This is a genomic window from Pseudolactococcus piscium (assembly GCF_002441695.1).
Lineage (GTDB): Bacteria > Bacillota > Bacilli > Lactobacillales > Streptococcaceae > Pseudolactococcus > Pseudolactococcus piscium.
Genome location: NZ_JXJW01000008.1, coordinates 57584 through 76306, shown reverse-complemented (window position 1 = coordinate 76306; position 18723 = coordinate 57584). Strand labels below are relative to the sequence as shown.

The following is an 18723-nucleotide window of genomic DNA, read 5'->3' as shown; positions in this document are numbered from 1 at the left end:
AATCATCCTCTTAAATAGGTGTCCGTCGTACAGCCACTATAGAAACTAGGATTTTCCTAGTTTTTTTGGTATAATTGAAACAATACATGATTCGTATTTGAAAGGCTGTAAATCAATGCAAGACAAAAATTTGGTTAGTGTTAATCTAGCCAGTGAGATGAAAACGAGTTTTATCGATTATGCCATGAGCGTCATCGTTGCCCGTGCCTTACCAGACGTTCGTGATGGGTTAAAACCTGTCCATCGTCGGATTCTTTATGGCATGAATGAGCTAGGTGTGACACCTGATAAAGCGCATAAGAAATCTGCTCGTATCACCGGTGACGTTATGGGTAAATACCATCCACATGGTGACTCAGCGATTTATGAATCGATGGTTCGCATGGCCCAATGGTGGAGCTATCGCCATATGCTTGTTGATGGTCATGGTAACTTTGGTTCCATGGACGGCGACGGTGCCGCTGCCATGCGGTATACCGAAGCACGGATGAGTAAGATTGCGCTAGAGATGTTGCGCGATATTAACAAAAAAACAGTTGATTTTGCAGATAACTATGATGGTACAGAGCGTGAGCCTGTTGTTTTACCTGCGCGTTTTCCCAATCTTTTAGTGAATGGGACGACGGGTATTGCAGTCGGGATGGCGACAAATATCCCACCGCATAATTTAGGTGAGACGATCGATGCTGTCAAGCTGATCATGGATAATCCTGATGTTACGACGCGTGATATCATGGAAGTATTACCTGGTCCAGATTTCCCAACTGGCGCTTTAGTCATGGGACGCAGCGGGATTCACCGTGCCTATGAAACGGGTAAAGGTAGTATTACCTTGCGTTCAAAATCAGAGATTGAAATCACTAAGTCTGGTAAAGAACGTATCGTTATATCTGAGTTTCCTTATATGGTGAATAAGGCTAAATTGCATGAGCATATCGTGCGATTGGCACAAGAAAAACGGATTGAGGGTATCACATCGGTCCGTGATGAGTCAAACCGCGATGGCGTACGCTTTATCATCGAAGTGAGACGCGATGCATCAGCAAATGTGATTTTAAACAATCTTTATAAATTAACAAGTGTCCAAACAAACTTTAGCTTTAACATGCTAGCAATCGTCGATGGTGCGCCAAAAATTCTGTCAGTTAAAGAAATTTTAACGCATTATATCGCCCATCAAAAAGAAGTGATTACACGTCGGACACAGTTTGATAAAGAAAAAGCTGAAGCGCGTGCGCACATTTTAGAAGGCTTACTTATCGCCTTACATGCAGATAATATCGATGAGATTATCAAAATTATCCGTGGCTCGAAAACTGATGCGATTGCGCAAGCTGAATTGATTGCACGATTTGACTTATCTGATCGCCAATCTCAAGCCATTCTCGATATGAGATTACGTCGTTTGACAGGCTTGGAACGTGATAAGATTCAAAAAGAATACGATGAATTGTTAGCTTTGATTGCTGATCTGATCGATATTTTAGCAAATCCAGAACGTATTATAACGATCATCAAAGAAGAGATGGACGAAATCAAACGTAAGTTTGCAGATAAACGTCGCACAGAGCTACTTGTTGGTGAAGTCCTCAGTGTTGAAGATGAAGACTTGATCGAAGAAGAAGATGTTTTGATTACTTTATCAAATAAAGGCTATATCAAACGTCTAAACCAAGATGAATTCCGTGCGCAGAATCGTGGCGGTCGTGGTGTTCAAGGCTCAGGTGTATCAGATGAAGATTTCATCAAACATCTTGTGTCAACATCCACACATGATCATCTCCTCTTCTTTACCAATAAAGGCCGTGTTTACCGCATGAAAGCCTACGAAATACCAGAATACGGTCGTCAGGCTAAGGGCTTACCGATCGTTAATCTACTTAAGTTAGACGAAAACGAGACGATTCAAACGGTAATTAACGTTGAACGTTCAGAGCAAGAACGCTTCTTACTCTTTACTACCTTACGTGGTATTGTCAAACGGACAAATGCTGACCATTTTGCAAATATCCGAACAAATGGTCTGATTGCCTTAAACTTACGTGACGATGATGAACTCGTCAATGTCTTGATGACAACAGGACAAGAAGAGCTGATCATTGGGACGCATAATGGCTATTCTGTCAGATTCAAAGAAAACATCCTACGTGATATGGGTCGTACAGCAACCGGTGTTAAAGGGGTTAACCTCCGTGAGGGTGACTTTGTTGTTGGGTCGAGCACAATCAATGATAGCCAGGAAGTATTAGTTGTAAGTGAAAACGGTCTAGGTAAACGGACAAGTGCTGACCAATATCCGACTAAAGGTCGTGGTGGTAAAGGAATCAAGGTCATGAACGTGACAGAACGGACTGGTAAATTAGCTGGTCTTGTCACAGTTAATGGCTCTGAGGACCTAATGCTGATTACTGATACCGGCGTCGTCATACGGACTAATGTTGATAACATTTCACAAACTGGCCGTAGTGCCCAAGGGGTTAAAGTTATGCGTCTAGACGAGGATGCTAAACTTGTTACCTTTGCTTTAGTCGCATCAGAAGTTGAGCTTACAGCAGCTGATCAGACTGAAACTGGTTCTGAGGAAGTGGCTAGTGAAGCAGATTAATAAAAAACTAAGACTAGCTGCCTTGCTTTTTGGTATCAGTCTAATCTTGATGTCTTGTGGTAGTCCTAAACGGGATTTAAGGTCAAAACCTTATGTCAAGGAAGTCTTTACGATGGGGACTTACATTAAGATCACATCATACGATAAAGGGCATGAAAAAGATATTGCTGCTGCATTAGACATCGCTAAAGACTATGATAAAAAGACAACAGTCAACCAATCTGGTAGTGAACTAGACGCTGTAAATGACCATGCAGGGATTAAACCCGTCAAAGTAAGCAAAAAGGTTTATGCCTTATTAAAGTCAGCCTATAGCTATTCTGAGAAGGAAAATGGCTTTGATATGCTGATTGGTGCCCTAACAAGTCTCTGGCATATCGGCTTTGATGATGCTAGAAAACCCAGTCAAGAAGAGATTGACCGTGCCATACCTCTAGTTTCTTATAAAGCGATGACCTTTGACGATAAAAAACAAACGGTCTACCTAACGCATAAAGGGGCAAAGCTTGACTTAGGTGCGATTACCAAAGGCTATGTGTCAGACCGGATGGCAGATTATTTAAAAGATCATGGTGTGACAACGGCGATTGTTGATTTAGGCTCATCAAGTTTAGTTTTGATAGGCAACTCTCATCGTGGAGATAATATCCCTTGGACGATTGGCATTAAAGATCCCAATAAAGAAGTATCAGATCAAGTAGGTTTATTAGATGCTGAAAATGAGTCTGTGGCCACATCGGGCATTTATGAGCGATTCTTAAAAGTGGATGGTAAAATTTATCCGCATATTCTAGATCCTAAAACTGGCTACCCTTTTGAAAATGATATCCAAAGTGTGACAGTGGTCAGCAAAAAAGGTGTCGATGGGGATGCTTTATCGACAACAATTTTTGGGCTTGGCACTAAAAAAGGACTTGAATTTGTTGAGAAGACTAAAGGCATAGAAGCGATTTTTGTTGATAAAGATAATAAGGTCTATGTCACAAAAAATTTGGCTAATCGATTTGAGTTAGATAAGAGCTCCCACTACAAACTGGGTAACCTTTCTGATTTAAAATAGGCATAATCAACTAGATGAAAGGTAACAATGTGAAGAAAATCAGACGACTACTTGTGAATCTCTTTTTGGTGCTACTTTTACTTATTGGATTAGGTTTGATCTTCAATAAAGGCCTTAGAAATATGATGTTGGCCTACCAAAGTAACCAATACCAAATTACCAAAGTCTCTAAAAAGACGATTAAGCAAAATAACCAAAAAGGTGTTGGTGATTTTGATTTCGCTAAAGTCAATCCGATTTCATTTGAAGACGTGATGAAAAGCCAATGGAAAAATCAGAAACTCCCTGTTATTGGTGGTATTGCAGTGCCCGATTTAGGCATCAATTTGCCAATATTTCGTGGTGTTGGCAACAGTGAATTGATGTATGGTGCTGGTACGATGAAGGAAAATCAGGTCATGGGTCAAGCTAACTATACTTTGGCAAGCCATCATGTATCTGGTGTAACCGGTGCACCAAACCTGCTTTTCACACCACTTGAACGTGCTGAAAAGGGCATGATGATTTATCTGACGGATAAAGATACTGTTTATCAGTATCAAATTAGAGATAAAAAAGTGATGTCACCGGATCATGTGGAAGTCATTGATGATCATCCAGGGGTCAAAGAGTTGACCTTGGTGACCTGTGACGATTTAGAGGCAGTTAATCGGATTATTGTCTTTGCAGACTACCTGAAATCATTTCCAGAGGATCAGGCTGAAAGTCAGGTCAAAAAAGCATTTGAATCACGTTACAATCAGTTCTCAAACTTCTAAATAAAGGGATAATCATGAAAGCAGTGTATCAAAAAGATACATTGTTTTTTTGTGGTGACTTAAAGGCTAATATTCTGAGTTTGATAGCTTAAAGCAAGCTGATTTTAGGCTATCACTAGCTTAGTTTACAGCTGTTTTTTACTAGCTTAATGCGCCAACTTACGCCTGCTTTTATGCTATAATTAAGAAGATAGTCAAACAGGGAAAGAGAGTAAAATGAATCCATTATTACAAGGTATGAACGCTAGACAAGCAGAGGCGGTTGAGGCGACAGAAGGGCCATTATTGATTATGGCTGGCGCAGGGTCTGGTAAAACGCGTGTCTTAACACACAGAATTGCTTATCTGATTGAAGAAAAAGAAGTTAATCCTTGGAATATTTTAGCGATAACCTTTACAAACAAAGCAGCTCGTGAAATGCGTGAACGTGCAATTAATTTGAATCCCCGTGCGCAAGATTCACTCATTGCAACCTTTCATAGTATGTGTGTCCGAATTCTGAGAAGAGATGCTGACCATATCGGCTACAATCGAAATTTTACGATTGTTGATCCTGGTGAGCAACGGACTTTAATGAAACGTATTCTAAAAGAGCTAAATGTGGATCCTAAACAGTTTACTGAGCGTACGATTTTAGGGACGATTTCAAATAGTAAAAATGAGCTAGTCACAGCTGAAATTTATGAGAAAAATGCTGATGACCTCTATACAAATATTGTCGCAAAAGCCTATAAGCGTTATGAAACGGAATTAAAGCGTAGTGAATCGATGGATTTCGATGATTTGATCATGAATACGATTTTGTTATTCGATAAAAATCCAGATGTGCTGGCTTACTATCAAGGGAAGTTTCAGTATATTCATGTCGATGAGTACCAGGATACCAACCATGCCCAATATCAGATGGTGCAGTTACTTGCTAAACGCTTTAAAAATCTATGTGTGGTAGGCGATGCGGACCAGTCCATCTATGGCTGGCGTGGTGCTGATATGCAAAATATTTTAGACTTTGAAAAAGATTATCCGCAAGCTAAGGTTGTGTTATTAGAAGAGAATTATCGCTCAACTAAGACGATACTGCAAGCAGCAAACGAGGTCATCAATCATAACAAAAATAGACGACCTAAAGAACTTTGGACTCAGAATGCTGATGGCGAGATGATAGTCTATAATCGGTCAGGTGATGAGCGAGAAGAAGCCAATTTTGTAGCGGGTCAAATTAATTATGAACAAGACCAACATGATCGCAGCTATGCTGATTTTGCCGTTCTATATCGGACAAATGCCCAATCACGGGCGATTGAAGAAGCGCTACTGAAGTCTAATATCCCTTATACCATGGTTGGTGGGACTAAGTTCTATTCACGTAAAGAAATTCGAGATGTTGTCGCCTACCTTAATGTGATTGCAAATAGTCGTGATAATATCTCTTTTGAGCGAATTGTCAATGAACCAAAACGTGGTGTTGGACCAAAAGCCCTTGAGACGCTTCGGGATTTTGCGACGCAACAAAATAGTTCTTTACTTGACGCATCCCGTGATGTGACCTTAAGTCAACTAAAAGGGAAAGCAGCATCAGAGCTGTTTAACTTAGCGCATGTCTTGCTGAATTTAGCAGATGATGTCGATCAGTTTACGATCACTGAATTAGTAGCAGCAGTACTAGATAAAACGGGCTATCGTCAGGCTTTAGCTGTGCAAACAACGAGTTTAGAAGCGCAAAACCGCTTGGAAAATATCGAAGAATTCTTGACAGTCACACAAAACTTTGATAAAAAAGAGTCTGAGGCACCTGCTGAAGATGAGACGGGTCTTGATAAACTCAGTCGTTTCCTAAACGATCTGAGCCTGGTTGCGGATACAGATAGCTATGAGGAAACCGCTCAGGTGACTCTGATGACGCTACATGCGGCAAAGGGACTAGAATTCCCAGTCGTCTTCTTGGTTGGTATGGAAGAAGGCGTCTTTCCACTTAGCCGTCAGGCAGAAGACGAGGATGAACTCGAAGAAGAACGCCGCCTAGCCTATGTTGGGATTACGAGAGCAGAAGCTGTTCTCTACTTAACAAATGCTAGCACTCGGATGCTTTTCGGTCGGACAAGCTATAATCAACCATCACGATTTTTACGCGAGATAGACGATAGCTTGTTAACCTACACAGGTCAAGCCAGAAAAGCAAATACGAGCTTTAACGCGACCTATAAGTCTAGTATCGGTAAATCTCAGTTTGGGTCAGGCGTTAGTCTTTCGGATGCTATCAAAGGCAGGAAATCTGCGACCTCATCAGTCAAGCAGGCTATAGGTCAAACACCGAAGGTAGTAGCTGATTGGGGGATTGGTGACATCGCCCAACATAAAAAATGGGGTGATGGTACGGTCCTCGATGTATCAGGAACAGGGTCAAATATGGAGCTGAAAATCGCCTTTCCAGAAGTTGGCTTAAAGCGGTTGTTGGCACAAATGGCACCGATTACTAAGCTTGAAAAATAGGCCTTTCAGACCCAAATAGGAGAACTCATGAATCAAATCAAATGCCCGCATTGTGGGGAAGTGTTTACAGTTGATGAATCAGGATTTTCAGATATTTTAGCACAAGTCAGAACGCAAGAGTTTGAGCAGGAAATTCATGCCCAACTCGAAAAAGAAAAAGCCATGATGGCAGTCCAATCAGAGGCAAAATTGGCTGAGTTAGAACACCAGTTAAAAACGCTAGAAGTCTCGAAAGTCACCGAGCTAAAATTAGTTGAAGAACAGACAAAGGCAAGTAGCCAAACTGAGTTACTAGGTTTAAAAACTGAACTTGAAAAGGCACAGCAAGCACGTGATAGTTTAGAACAAGCTAAGACTGTTGAGATCAAACTAGTTGAGGAACAAACCAAAGCAGCCTTACAGCATGAACTTTCTGACTTAAAGGCCCAGCTTGCCCAACTTGCCGCTCAAAATGAGTTAGCCTTACAACAGACAATATCTGATAGTGAAAAAGCCTTAACTGAGGTTGCCAAAGAACGTGATGCGGTTCAAAATCAATTGCTACTTGCAGAAAAAGAACAAGCGCTCAAACAAAATTCAGTTAAAAATGAATATGAGATACTGCTAAAAGCTAAAAATGATGAAGTTGCCTTTTATAAAAATTTCAAGGCCCAACAGTCAACTAAGGCGATTGGTGAAAGCTTAGAGAACTTTGCTGAAAATGAGTTTAACAAAGTGCGGGCGACCATGTTCCCTAATGCCTATTTTGAAAAAGATAACGATGCCAGAACAGGTAGCAAGGGTGACTTTGTTTATCGTGAAATGGATGACTTTGGTAACGAGATTATCTCGATCATGTTTGAGATGAAAAACGAAGGTGATGAGACCGCAACCAAACATAAAAATCGCGATTTTTATAAAGAATTAGACAAAGATAGGCGTGAAAAGACATGTGAATATGCTGTTTTAGTGACCATGCTTGAGGCTGATAATGATTATTTCAATACTGGCATTGTAGATGTTTCGCATGACTATGCTAAAATGTATGTGGTACGGCCAAATTTCTTTATCCAATTAATCGGCTTGTTACGTAATGCGGCCATGAATTCACTCGCTTATAAGCAAGAAATTGCCTTAATTCGCGAACAAAATATCGATATCACGACCTTTGAAGATGATCTTGATCTATTCAAAACAGGTTTTGCAAAGAACTATACATCTGCCAGTAAGAATTTCGCTAAGGCAATCGATGAGATTGATAAGTCTATCAAGCGGATGGAAGAAGTGAAAAAAGCGCTCCTAACAAGTGAGAATCAACTGCGTTTAGCCAATAATAAACTAGAAGATGTATCCGTCAAAAAATTAACCAAGAAGAATCCAACGATGGCAGAAAAATTTGCCAATTTAAACTCTGAGAAAAGAAAAATAGATGACATATAATGGTATTTTAGCGATATATAAAGAAGCGGGCATGACCAGTCATGACGTTGTCTTTAAGCTACGAAAAATATTGCAGACTAAGAAAATTGGTCATGGTGGGACACTAGATCCGGATGTGACAGGCGTCTTACCGATTGCTGTCGGAAAGGGTACACGTGTTGTCGAATTCATGACAGAAGCTGGAAAAGTATATGAAGGTCAAGTCACACTAGGCTTTTCTACTGAGACAGAAGATGCCAGTGGTGAGGTGGTCGAGCGTACGCCTGTGACACAGGTACCTAGTGAAGCTGATATTGATCTTGCTATGGCTGGATTTGTCGGTGAGATCACACAAATACCACCCATGTATTCGGCAGTCAAAGTGAATGGCCGTAAACTCTATGAATATGCCCGTGCTGGTGAGACAGTCGAAAGACCAGAAAGACAGGTTACGCTGACAGAATTTGTCAGAACGTCTGATCTAGAGTTTGATCAAGATAAGCAACTCCTTAGATTTAACTTTAGAGTGGTTTGCAGCAAAGGCACTTATGTGAGAACGCTAGCCGTTGATTTAGGGGCTAAACTTGGCTATGCAAGCCATATGTCTTATTTGCAACGGACTGCATCAGCAGGCTTAAACATAGCAGATGCCTTCAAGCTGTCAGAAATCGAGCAGCTGAAAGCAGAAGATCGCTTATCAGAAGCATTTTTACCGATTGAGTATGGTGTATCTGATTTAGAAAAAGTGCTACTTACTGCAGAACAAGTTAAAGAAATTAGCTTTGGTAGATTTGTGACATTGACATCGGATGCTGATATTGTTGCAGGGTTTCAAGAAGATCGGTTGATCGCGATCTTGCAAAAACGGGATGGCGAGCTTTATAAACCTAAGAAAGTGATGATATGAAAGTATTTGAATTTAACGCACAAAACGTAGATAGTGCACCAACAATTCTCGTTTTGGGGTATTTTGATGGCTTACATCGTGGTCATCAAACCTTATTTGATAGGGCACGTGAGTTAGCTGAAGAGAAGAAAGCAACGATCTCTGTACTTACCTTCCCTGAAAGTCCAATCCTGGTATTTGAAAAATTCAATGAGAATTTGTTAAAACAGTTAACCTCAAAAGAAAAAAGAAACCAGCTTTTTGAAGAAAATGGGGTAGATTTTCTCTATTTTACAGACTTTACTAGCCACTTTGCTAAGTTAACGAGCCATGATTTTATAGAAAAGTATCTCAAAAAGTTAGCCATATCAGCTGTCGTGATTGGCTTTGATTATCAATTTGGATCTGATCATGGTAGTCTTGCCCAGCTATCAGAATATGATGCTTATCAAGTAAGTGAATTGACTGATATGGGAGAGAAAATTTCATCTAGTCGGATTAGACAGGCGATTATCGATGGCGATGTCTCGCTTGCTAATCGCCTACTAGGCTACAACTATGAAATCAGCGGTTTGGTCGTACATGGTGAAGCACGTGGGCGCACGATTGGCTATCCAACAGCAAACATCGAATCAAAGAGTATGCAATATCTGCCCTTAATTGGCGTCTATGTTGTTGATATAGCAGTTGGCGACAAACAGTATCGAGGGATGGCATCTATCGGCTACAATGATACCTTTGGTGGGAAAAATAAGACACTAGAAGTTAACATTTTTGATTTTCATGATGAAATTTATGGTGAGACTGTCACAGTTTACTTCCTAAAATTTATTCGCGGGATGATTAAATTTGATAGTGTTGATGCACTCATCACCCAAATGGATGATGATGAGAAAATAGCTCGTGATTTCTAAATGTGTGCGATGTTAGGTCTTTAGGAGCTAGGATAAGTTAGCAGAATAGGTGTGCTTAAGACCGATGATAATATGAGCTATTCCGTCTCTTTTTTAGATGGCGGTTTTCCTATTTTCAGGCCTATCCTCTCTGATCACTGACACACCTTTTTAAACCTTGCACATGAGATAAATCGGACACAATCAAGTAGAATTTGAGAAAAAAATTGAAAAATAATGACAAAAAGCCGACATCGGCCTATATCCATATTCCATTTTGCACACAGATTTGTTACTACTGTGATTTTGCAAAAGTTTATATTCAAAATCAACCTGTCGATGCCTATTTGACAACCCTTTTAGCTGAGTTTGATGCGCAAGATATAGCGGCGCTTAAGACGATCTATATAGGTGGGGGCACACCGACGGCTTTAACAGCTAGACAATTGGATACACTCCTATCAGGTATCACACGTCACTTAGACTTAAACCAGTTAAAAGAGTTTACTGTTGAAGCGAATCCTGGAGATTTGAGTGATGACAAGATAGCAGTCCTTAAAAAACATCACGTTAATCGCGTTTCTTTAGGTGTACAGACATTTAATGATAAACTTCTTAAAAAAATTGGTCGGAGTCATACAGCCCAAGATGTTTTCGATAATATTGCTAAGCTTAAGGCAGCAGGGTTTGATAATATCACGATTGATTTAATCTATGCGCTTCCAGGGCAGACCATGGCTGATGTCAAAAAAGATGTTGCGACATTACTCAGTCTTGATTTGCCACACGTTGCCCTATATTCACTTATTCTGGAAAATCATACAATTTTTATGAATAAGATGCGACGTGGCAAACTAGATCTACCAAGTGATGACTCAGATTTTGAGATGTATAACTATATCATTGACAGTTTAGAAACTGCTGGTTATGATCATTATGAGATTTCAAACTTTGGTAAAAAGGGGTTTGAGAGTGCTCATAATCTCATGTATTGGGACAATGCTGAATACTATGGTTTTGGTGCAGGTGCCAGTGGCTATGTTTCAGGTATACGTTATAAAAATCACGTGCCGATACATCATTATCTAGAAAATGATGATAAACGAGCTGTTCAAGAGGCATTAACGATTAAAGAGCAGATGGAAGAGGAACTTTTTTTAGGGTTAAGAAAGAAATCTGGTGTGAATACTGTTGCCTTTAACCGAAAATTTAATCAAGATTTTGATGCAATTTATGGCGAGACAGTCGCAAAGTTAATCGAGAAACACCTTTTATCTAGAAATGAAGAGACAATTTTTATGACGCGTCAAGGGTTGATGCTGGGTAATGATGTCTTTGAGGCGTTTTTACTAGACGACCTCGCCTAATTTTTGTTATAATTAATTAATGAATATAATGAGGAAGCGTTTAAAATCATTAGGGATTTTGATAACACTCTTTTTTCTAGCTGGTTTTATACTGCTGTTTGTCAGCTTAAATATTACAAAAACCAAAAAAGAAGTTATCAAACCACCTATCAAAAAAGTTAGCCTCGATCATGGTGTTGATATCACAAGACCAATTATTGATATTTCAGGCTGGCAATTACCAGTTGATATAGATTATGATCAACTTGCAGGTCAAGTAAATGGTGTTATTGTGCGGGTCCAGCATGGGATCAGCATGAAAAAGACCAACAATGCTGCCTATAAAAATGGGCAAGATAAGGCCATGGCCTCACACATCACAGAATTTCAGAAACGTAATGTCCCTGTAGCGGTCTATGCTTATGTTAATGGGAAGTCTGATGATGAAATGCGCCAAGAAGCTGACAAATTTTATGAACGTGCTGCTAAGTACAAGCCGACGTTTTGGTGGCTTGATGTTGAAGAAGTGACGATGAAGACGGGATTTAATCAAGGTATCGAAGCGTTTAGAAAGCAATTAGTCAAGCGCGGTGCTAAAAATATAGGGATTTATACCCAGGATTGGTTTGTGACAGCAAATAACATTGATGTGAGTCCTTATGATAGTACTTGGTTAGCTCACTATGGTGGCGACACGGGCTATTGGGACACCTCACCAGTGACAACCATCAATTATGATCTGCACCAATACACAAGTCGTGGTCGTTTAAATGGCTTTGCAGGAGACTTAGACTTCAATCGTGTCAGCACCTTAGCTGAATACAATAAAATTTTCAATAACGGCAGGTTAATGAAATAGCCGATATTAAAACGCCAATTCAGGGCGTTTTTTTGGTAAAATGAAGGTATGTTAACTTACAAGAAAAAATATAATGTCCCTTACTATGAAAGTGATGCAAATGGTAACATGAAACTACCAAGCATTTTCAACGTCGCCTTGCAACTCTCAGGCGAACAATCTCTCAGCTTAGGTGTTAGTGATATCTGGTTAAAAGAAACCTATGACTATACATGGGTTGTTGTCGAGTATGCGATTGATATTGCGCGACTCCCCAGATTTAATGAGACGATAACAATCGAGACATTTGCTACAAGTTATAATAAATTTTTCTGTTATCGTGATTTTGTCTTTTATGCAGAGAATGGGGAGAAATTATTAACGATTTCATCGACATTTGTCTTACTTGATATTAGTCATCGTAAGGTTGTCCATGTGGAGGAAGCAATTGTTGCACCATATCAAACTGAAAAAGTATCAAAAATGGTTCGGGGTCATAAGTTTGGCGAGTTAAACGCAGATACAATGATTGAACGCGACTTTCATGTCAGATTTAACGATATTGATCAAAACGGGCATGTCAATAACAGTAAGTATTTTGACTGGATGATTGATCCATTAGGCTTTGATTTCTTAAGTGGTCATGTCCCTGAAAAAATCTATTTGAAATACATCAAAGAAGTCATGTATGGGGTTGATGTTTTATCTCGCGTAGATATGCGTGATAAAACATCACATCATGAGATTAAAACAGCAAGCAACCATGCACAAGCTGAAATTACGTGGAGAGAAAAATAAATGACACACTATAAAGGCTATCTGATTGATCTTGACGGGACGATTTATATGGGGGAAAAAAAAATACCAGCGGGCACCAGATTTGTGAAACGCCTGCAAGATAAAAAAATCCCCCACCTCTTTGTCACAAATAATACAACGAAAACACCTGCCCAGGTACAGGCACGCTTAAAAGAAAAGTTTGCGATTACCACAACTGAGGAAACAATTTATACAGCAACTTTAGCCACGCTGGATTATATGAATGATATGGCCAAAGGAGATACTGCCTATGTGATTGGTGAATCAGGTCTTAAATCTGCCATCTATGGGAGCTATAAAAGAGAGACTGAAAATCCTGCTTATGTTGTTGTCGGCTTAGATAATGATCTAACTTATGAAAAATTGACCATCGCAACACTTGCTATCGCAAATGGGGCCATGTTTATCGGGACCAATCCTGATTTAAATATCCCTACCGAACGTGGTCTTTTGCCAGGTGCAGGGAGTATTAATAAATTATTAGAGACTGCAACACGGATTAAACCCATTTTTATCGGTAAACCAAATGCAATTATTATGAACAAAGCGGTTGAGCGGATTGGCATATCACGACGTGATCTAGTCATGGTTGGCGACAATTACCTAACAGATATACGTGCAGGTATTGATAACGATATCGCTAGTTTACTGGTTACAACTGGCTTTACTAAGCCTGAAGAAGTGGCAGGATTGCCGATTGCGCCAACCCATGTTATTGCGTCTTTAGATGACTGGCAACTGTGAGGTTGGTAAGAGATGAAAGTTAAACTCCACTTTTTATTGGTTTTTTTATGGTCGATTGCTGCAAGTGCGACGGTGACGATTTTTGCTGCAATCCCCTTATTTTATAGCTTGCTCAACCCACTTAAGCTAACTGAATTGAGCTATCTGAGTCAAAAAACGATTATCTATAATTTTAATACCTTGATGGCTTATTTGCTCAACCCATTTAATCACGCATTAAACATGCCTGATTTTAAAAGCTCTTCTGAAGGTTTGAGTCATTTTGCGGATGTCAAAAATTTGTTCATTTTTGCCATGCTTGCTACGATTATCCTTGCCATACCGACAGTCCTATTCATCAAAAATAGACAGTATATCCAGGTTTATCAAGAACTTAAACTGTGTCTCATGCTACCCCTATTTGTGGCGGTCATCAGCTTATTTGGTGGATTTGATACCATCTTCATTACCTTTCATAAACTGTTATTTAGAAACGCAAATTGGCTCTTTGATCCAGCTACGGATCCAGTCATCAACATCTTACCAGAATCCTATTTCATGGCCTGCTTTATCCTATTTGGGCTCATCTATCTGCTATTCTGGTCTATGCTATTAGTTAAAGCTAAACGGAGGATCTATCATGCAAAAAATTAATTTAGTCATTATCACTGGGATGAGTGGCGCTGGGAAAACGGTCGCCATCCAATCTTTTGAAGATATGGGCTATTTCACAGTTGATAATATGCCTGCCAATCTGATCGAAAAATTTGTCAGCCTGTTAACGACGTCTGAAAAAGGGGACATTGATAAAGTCGCCATGGTTGTTGATATGCGAAGTCGTAGTTTTTTTGATGCACTAAGCGATATCGTCAATGATTTATCTGATAATCCTGATGTAGACTTTAGATTGTTATATCTAGATAGCTCTGATGAAGAGTTGGTTGCACGCTATAAAGAGACGCGTCGTAGTCATCCGCTTGCAGAAGATGGTCGGGTTTTGGATGGGATATTGCGGGAACGCGAACTTTTGTCTCCTTTAAAGTCATTTTCTCAAAATGTGATTGACACGACTGAATTAACACCTAGAAATCTACGCTCACAAATTTCACAACAGTTTGCGACGGAGAATACGAAAGCGCCTTTCAGAATAGAAGTCATGAGTTTTGGTTTCAAGTATGGCCTGCCTTTGGATGCTGACCTTGTGTTTGATGTCCGTTTTTTACCAAACCCACATTATATTCCTGAGCTACGCAATCAGACAGGACTTGAAGAGGCAGTCTATAATTATGTCATGGATGCACCTGAGTCTGAAGCCTTCTACACGAATTTAATGCGGATGCTAAACCCAATCATTCCAGGCTATGAAAAAGAAGGTAAGTCAGTATTGGTTATTGCCATCGGCTGTACGGGTGGTCAGCATAGAAGTGTAGCATTTGCAAAACGCATCTCGGAAGAGTTAACATCTGGTAAGTGGTTAGTCAATACCAATCACCGTGATAAAGATAGACGGAAAGAAACGGTCAATCGGTCATGAGAAAGAAAAAAATAGTCGTGATAGGTGGCGGAACGGGTATTCCTGTCATTTTGAACGCATTGAGAAAGGAAGATGTCGATCTGACAGCAATCGTGACAGTTGCTGACGACGGTGGCAGTTCTGGTGAGTTAAGAGGGGCTCTTGATATTGCCCCGCCAGGTGATTTACGCAATGTCCTAGTTGCCATGAGTGACATGCCACGCCTTTATGAGCAAATCTTTCAGTATCGCTTTAAGGCTGATGATGGCCCGCTCAGTGGTCATCCGATTGGTAACTTAGTGATTGCAGGTGTGTCAGAGATGCAAGGTTCTACCTATAATGCCATTCAAATTTTGGCTAAGTTCTTTCATGTTCAAGGCAGGATTTTACCCTCTAGTGAAGCAGCCTTAACCCTCCATGCTGTCTTTCAGGACAAAAAAGAGGTGATTGGAGAAAGTCATATTGCAGACTATCCTGGTAAGATTGATCATGTTTATGTGACCAATACAAATAATCAGGAAACGCCAACTGCCTCACGTCATGTTGTCGCTGAAATCATGGCTGCGGATACGATTGTCATGGGACCTGGCAGTCTTTTTACCTCTATCTTACCAAATGTTGTCATTCCAGAAATACGAGAAGCCTTGAATCAGACAACTGCTCAGGTGGTTTATGTTTGTAACATCATGACCCAACGTGGTGAAACGGAAAACTTTACGGATGCGGATCATGTTAATGTCTTACATAATCATGTTGGCACGCAATTTATTGATACTGTTTTGGTAAATGTGGCACAAGTACCAGATACTTATATGAACACAAATAAGTTTGATGAGTATCTAGTGCAAGTCAGACATGACTTTACAGGACTACAAGCAGAAAATATTCGCATCATCTCCAATGATTTTCTGAAATTAGTTGATGGTGGTGCCTTCCATAATGGGGATGCAGTAGCCCAGGAAATCATGCGCATTAGTGAGAGACGCCTGCTATGAGTTTTTCTTCTGACGTTAAAAAAGAGTTGACCCAATTAACCGTTTCGGATGGTGTCTTAATCGCCCTACTGAGAATGAACGGTGTTTTGGGGATATCAGGTGGCTTGACTTTGGCCATTACGACTGAAAATGCAACAACTGCACGCTTTATTTACGCTACATTATTGGCTAAATATGAGATTAAATCAGAAATAAAAACGCATCAAAAAACAACGCTATCTAAAAACCGTGTGTATACGATTGTCATCAAAGACAATGTAGCCGATATTTTAGATAGATTTGAATTAGCTGATAGTTTGCTATTGGATCATGGTATACCAGATTCAGTCAAATTTGATGAAAAAATGGCAGTTGGCTATTTGCGTGGCGCTTTTCTTAGTAGTGGTAGCGTCACAAATCCTGAAAAAGGCAAGTATCATTTGGAAATTGCCTCGTATTATGAAGAGCATGCGGCTGATCTACAATTTTTACTGGAAAACTTTGGCATTACTAGCAAGGTGATCAACAGAAAATCCAGATCAGTCACTTATTTAGCTAATTCTGAGATGATTATCGACTTCCTGAGTCTGATTGGTGCAAATGCGGCCAGATTTAAGATAGAAGATGCAAAAATAGTGAGAGAAATGCGCAATACTGCCAACCGACAAACTAATTTTGAAGCAGCAAATATTGGAAAAACGGTTAATGCTGCGCAGACTGTTATTGAAGCCATCAAATTCCTTAAAAGCATGGATAAATTACCGGATAATTTAAGAGAAATCGCTGTTGCCAGAATGGCTAATCCAGATGCCACGATCGTTGAACTAGGTCAACTATTAGTCCCACCTCTCGGTAAATCGGGTGTTAACCATCGCCTACGCAAAATAAAAGAATTAGCTGAACAACTTCGTCAATTAGACTAAAGAAGTTGTTTTTTTGTATAAAAAAGGCAAATATAAGCTAGCATGAGCTTAATTCTGATGTAACATCTTTTCACATCGTCAATACAAAAACTTGTAAATATGACTAAAATACCTTATAATGAGTTATTAACTAAATTTTCAGAAGATTCTTTCGGAGGGTTGCTACGGCTATGGATAACTATATCACTAAGATACAAAAGAACTCGATTATTCCCTTGGCATTTTATGAGCAGTATGATGTCAAAAAAGGGCTACGTGATGTGAATGGTAAGGGTGTTTTAGCAGGATTAACTAATATTTCTGCTATTCATTCCTTTGATGAAGCGGGTGATCCGATGCCAGGTATTTTGGAATATCGCGCGATCAATATCAAAGCGATTTCGGAACATCTTAAGGCAGAAAACCGCTTTGGTTTTGAGGAAATCACCTATTTGCTATTGTTTGGCGAATTACCTACTGCCTCAGAATTAGCTGAGTTTAATCTAAAATTAGTCGACAAACGACACTTACCGCCTGAATTTGTTCGCGACATTATTTTGAAAGCAACCTCAAATGATGTCATGAATTCGATGAGTCGCAGTATTTTATCATTAGCGACTTTTGATGAAAAGGTTAATGAGATGACCTTGGAAAATGTCTTAGATCAATCACTTAGTTTGATTGCTAATTTCCCTTTGTTAGCTATATATGCTTACCAGGCCTATAATCATATAGAAAAAGATGAAAGCCTTTACATTCATTATCCAGATAAAAATCTAACCACTGCAGAAAATATTTTAAGACTCTTACGACCAGATAAGCAGTTTACTGACACGGAAGCAAAAGTGTTGGACCTAGCCCTGATTTTGCATATGGAGCATGGTGGGGGGAATAATTCCACCTTCACGACCCACGTTGTGACGAGTTCTGGCACTGATACCTATGCTTCAGTTGTTGCATCATTGTCAAGTCTTAAAGGCTCAAAACATGGTGGTGCAAATATTAAAGTGGCTAAGATGTTAGATGATATCTGGAAAAATGTACCAGATCATACGGACGAAGATGCGATTTTTGACTACCTATGTAAAATTTTGAATAAAGATGCCTTTGACAAAAAAGGGTTGATCTATGGTATGGGTCATGCCATCTATTCGCTTTCTGATCCCCGTGCTGAAGTGCTCAAATCTTATGTCAAAGAACTTGCTGAAGAAAAGGGCTTACATGATGCCTATCAGTTTTACAAGAAAATCGAGCGCTTAGCACCTCAAGCGATTGCGCAAGAGCGTAATATCTATAAGGGGGTATCTGCTAATGTCGATTTCTATAGTGGCTTTGTCTATCAGATGTTAGGCTTACCTGAGGAACTTTATACACCACTTTTTGCAATTGCAAGAATCGTTGGCTGGAGTGCACATCGCATGGAAGAAATGCTAAATATGAATAAGATTATTCGACCAGCATATGAAAGCGTCTTAACCACAAAAGCCTATACCAAAATAGAAGATAGGGAGCTATAAA

General features: G+C 39.7%; 16 protein-coding genes. All 16 read left to right on the top strand.

Translation table 11 applies throughout. The features are described from left to right. The first annotated feature begins 115 nt into the window (after window positions 1–115). The 16 genes from gyrA (at window position 116) to RU86_RS05065 (ending at window position 18722) form a co-directional block, all read left to right on the top strand. Window positions 116–2605 (top strand): DNA gyrase subunit A, encoded by a 2490-nt coding sequence (gene gyrA, locus RU86_RS05135; protein WP_096814360.1) that lies wholly within the window; start codon window positions 116–118, stop codon window positions 2603–2605. Next, complete coding sequence (locus RU86_RS05130) at window positions 2601–3665, top strand: FAD:protein FMN transferase (protein WP_425435899.1); 1065 nt, start codon at window positions 2601–2603, stop codon at window positions 3663–3665. The genes gyrA and RU86_RS05130 overlap by 5 nt, the downstream gene beginning before the upstream one ends. A gap of 14 nt (window positions 3666–3679) precedes the next feature. After that, window positions 3680–4423: a class A sortase gene (locus RU86_RS05125; protein WP_096814358.1), complete on the top strand. Its 744-nt coding sequence runs from the start codon at window positions 3680–3682 to the stop codon at window positions 4421–4423. Window positions 4424–4639: 216 nt separating this feature from the next. Further along, a complete protein-coding gene (gene pcrA, locus RU86_RS05120) occupies window positions 4640–6913 on the top strand; it encodes a DNA helicase PcrA (protein WP_096814357.1) in 2274 nt (757 codons plus the stop codon). A 27-nt stretch (window positions 6914–6940) separates the two neighbouring features. After that, a complete protein-coding gene (locus RU86_RS05115) occupies window positions 6941–8332 on the top strand; it encodes a DUF2130 domain-containing protein (protein WP_096814356.1) in 1392 nt (463 codons plus the stop codon). Next, window positions 8322–9218: a tRNA pseudouridine(55) synthase TruB gene (truB, locus tag RU86_RS05110; protein ID WP_096814355.1), complete on the top strand. Its 897-nt coding sequence runs from the start codon at window positions 8322–8324 to the stop codon at window positions 9216–9218. The genes RU86_RS05115 and truB overlap by 11 nt, the downstream gene beginning before the upstream one ends. Then, window positions 9215–10111 carry a bifunctional riboflavin kinase/FAD synthetase gene (locus RU86_RS05105; protein ID WP_096814354.1) on the top strand — a complete coding sequence of 299 codons (897 nt, stop codon included), beginning with the start codon at window positions 9215–9217 and terminating at the stop codon, window positions 10109–10111. Before truB ends, RU86_RS05105 begins: the two co-directional genes overlap by 4 nt. Before the next feature lie 206 nt (window positions 10112–10317). Then, the gene (gene hemW / locus RU86_RS05100) at window positions 10318–11457 is read left to right on the top strand and encodes a radical SAM family heme chaperone HemW (protein WP_096814353.1); all 1140 of its coding nucleotides are present in this window, start codon (window positions 10318–10320) and stop codon (window positions 11455–11457) included. A 28-nt stretch (window positions 11458–11485) separates the two neighbouring features. Beyond that, the gene (locus tag RU86_RS05095; protein WP_096814352.1) at window positions 11486–12295 is read left to right on the top strand and encodes a glycoside hydrolase family 25 protein; all 810 of its coding nucleotides are present in this window, start codon (window positions 11486–11488) and stop codon (window positions 12293–12295) included. Window positions 12296–12343: 48 nt separating this feature from the next. After that, window positions 12344–13072: an acyl-ACP thioesterase domain-containing protein gene (locus RU86_RS12030; RefSeq protein ID WP_179296208.1), complete on the top strand. Its 729-nt coding sequence runs from the start codon at window positions 12344–12346 to the stop codon at window positions 13070–13072. Then, window positions 13073–13837, top strand: a complete 765-nt coding sequence (locus RU86_RS12025) for a TIGR01457 family HAD-type hydrolase (RefSeq protein ID WP_179296207.1) — start codon at window positions 13073–13075, stop codon at window positions 13835–13837. Between the two features lie 12 nt (window positions 13838–13849). Further along, window positions 13850–14470: a TIGR01906 family membrane protein gene (locus RU86_RS05085; protein ID WP_096814351.1), complete on the top strand. Its 621-nt coding sequence runs from the start codon at window positions 13850–13852 to the stop codon at window positions 14468–14470. After that, entirely contained in the window at window positions 14454–15350 is an 897-nt protein-coding gene (gene rapZ / locus RU86_RS05080) for an RNase adapter RapZ (protein ID WP_179296210.1), read from the top strand. Before RU86_RS05085 ends, rapZ begins: the two co-directional genes overlap by 17 nt. Beyond that, window positions 15347–16324, top strand: a complete 978-nt coding sequence (locus tag RU86_RS05075; protein ID WP_096814349.1) for a YvcK family protein — start codon at window positions 15347–15349, stop codon at window positions 16322–16324. Before rapZ ends, RU86_RS05075 begins: the two co-directional genes overlap by 4 nt. After that, window positions 16321–17226: a DNA-binding protein WhiA gene (gene whiA, locus RU86_RS05070; protein ID WP_096814348.1), complete on the top strand. Its 906-nt coding sequence runs from the start codon at window positions 16321–16323 to the stop codon at window positions 17224–17226. The genes RU86_RS05075 and whiA overlap by 4 nt, the downstream gene beginning before the upstream one ends. Window positions 17227–17396: 170 nt before the next feature. Continuing rightward, entirely contained in the window at window positions 17397–18722 is a 1326-nt protein-coding gene (locus tag RU86_RS05065) for a citrate/2-methylcitrate synthase (RefSeq protein WP_096814347.1), read from the top strand. The last annotated feature ends 1 nt before the right edge of the window (window position 18723 follow it).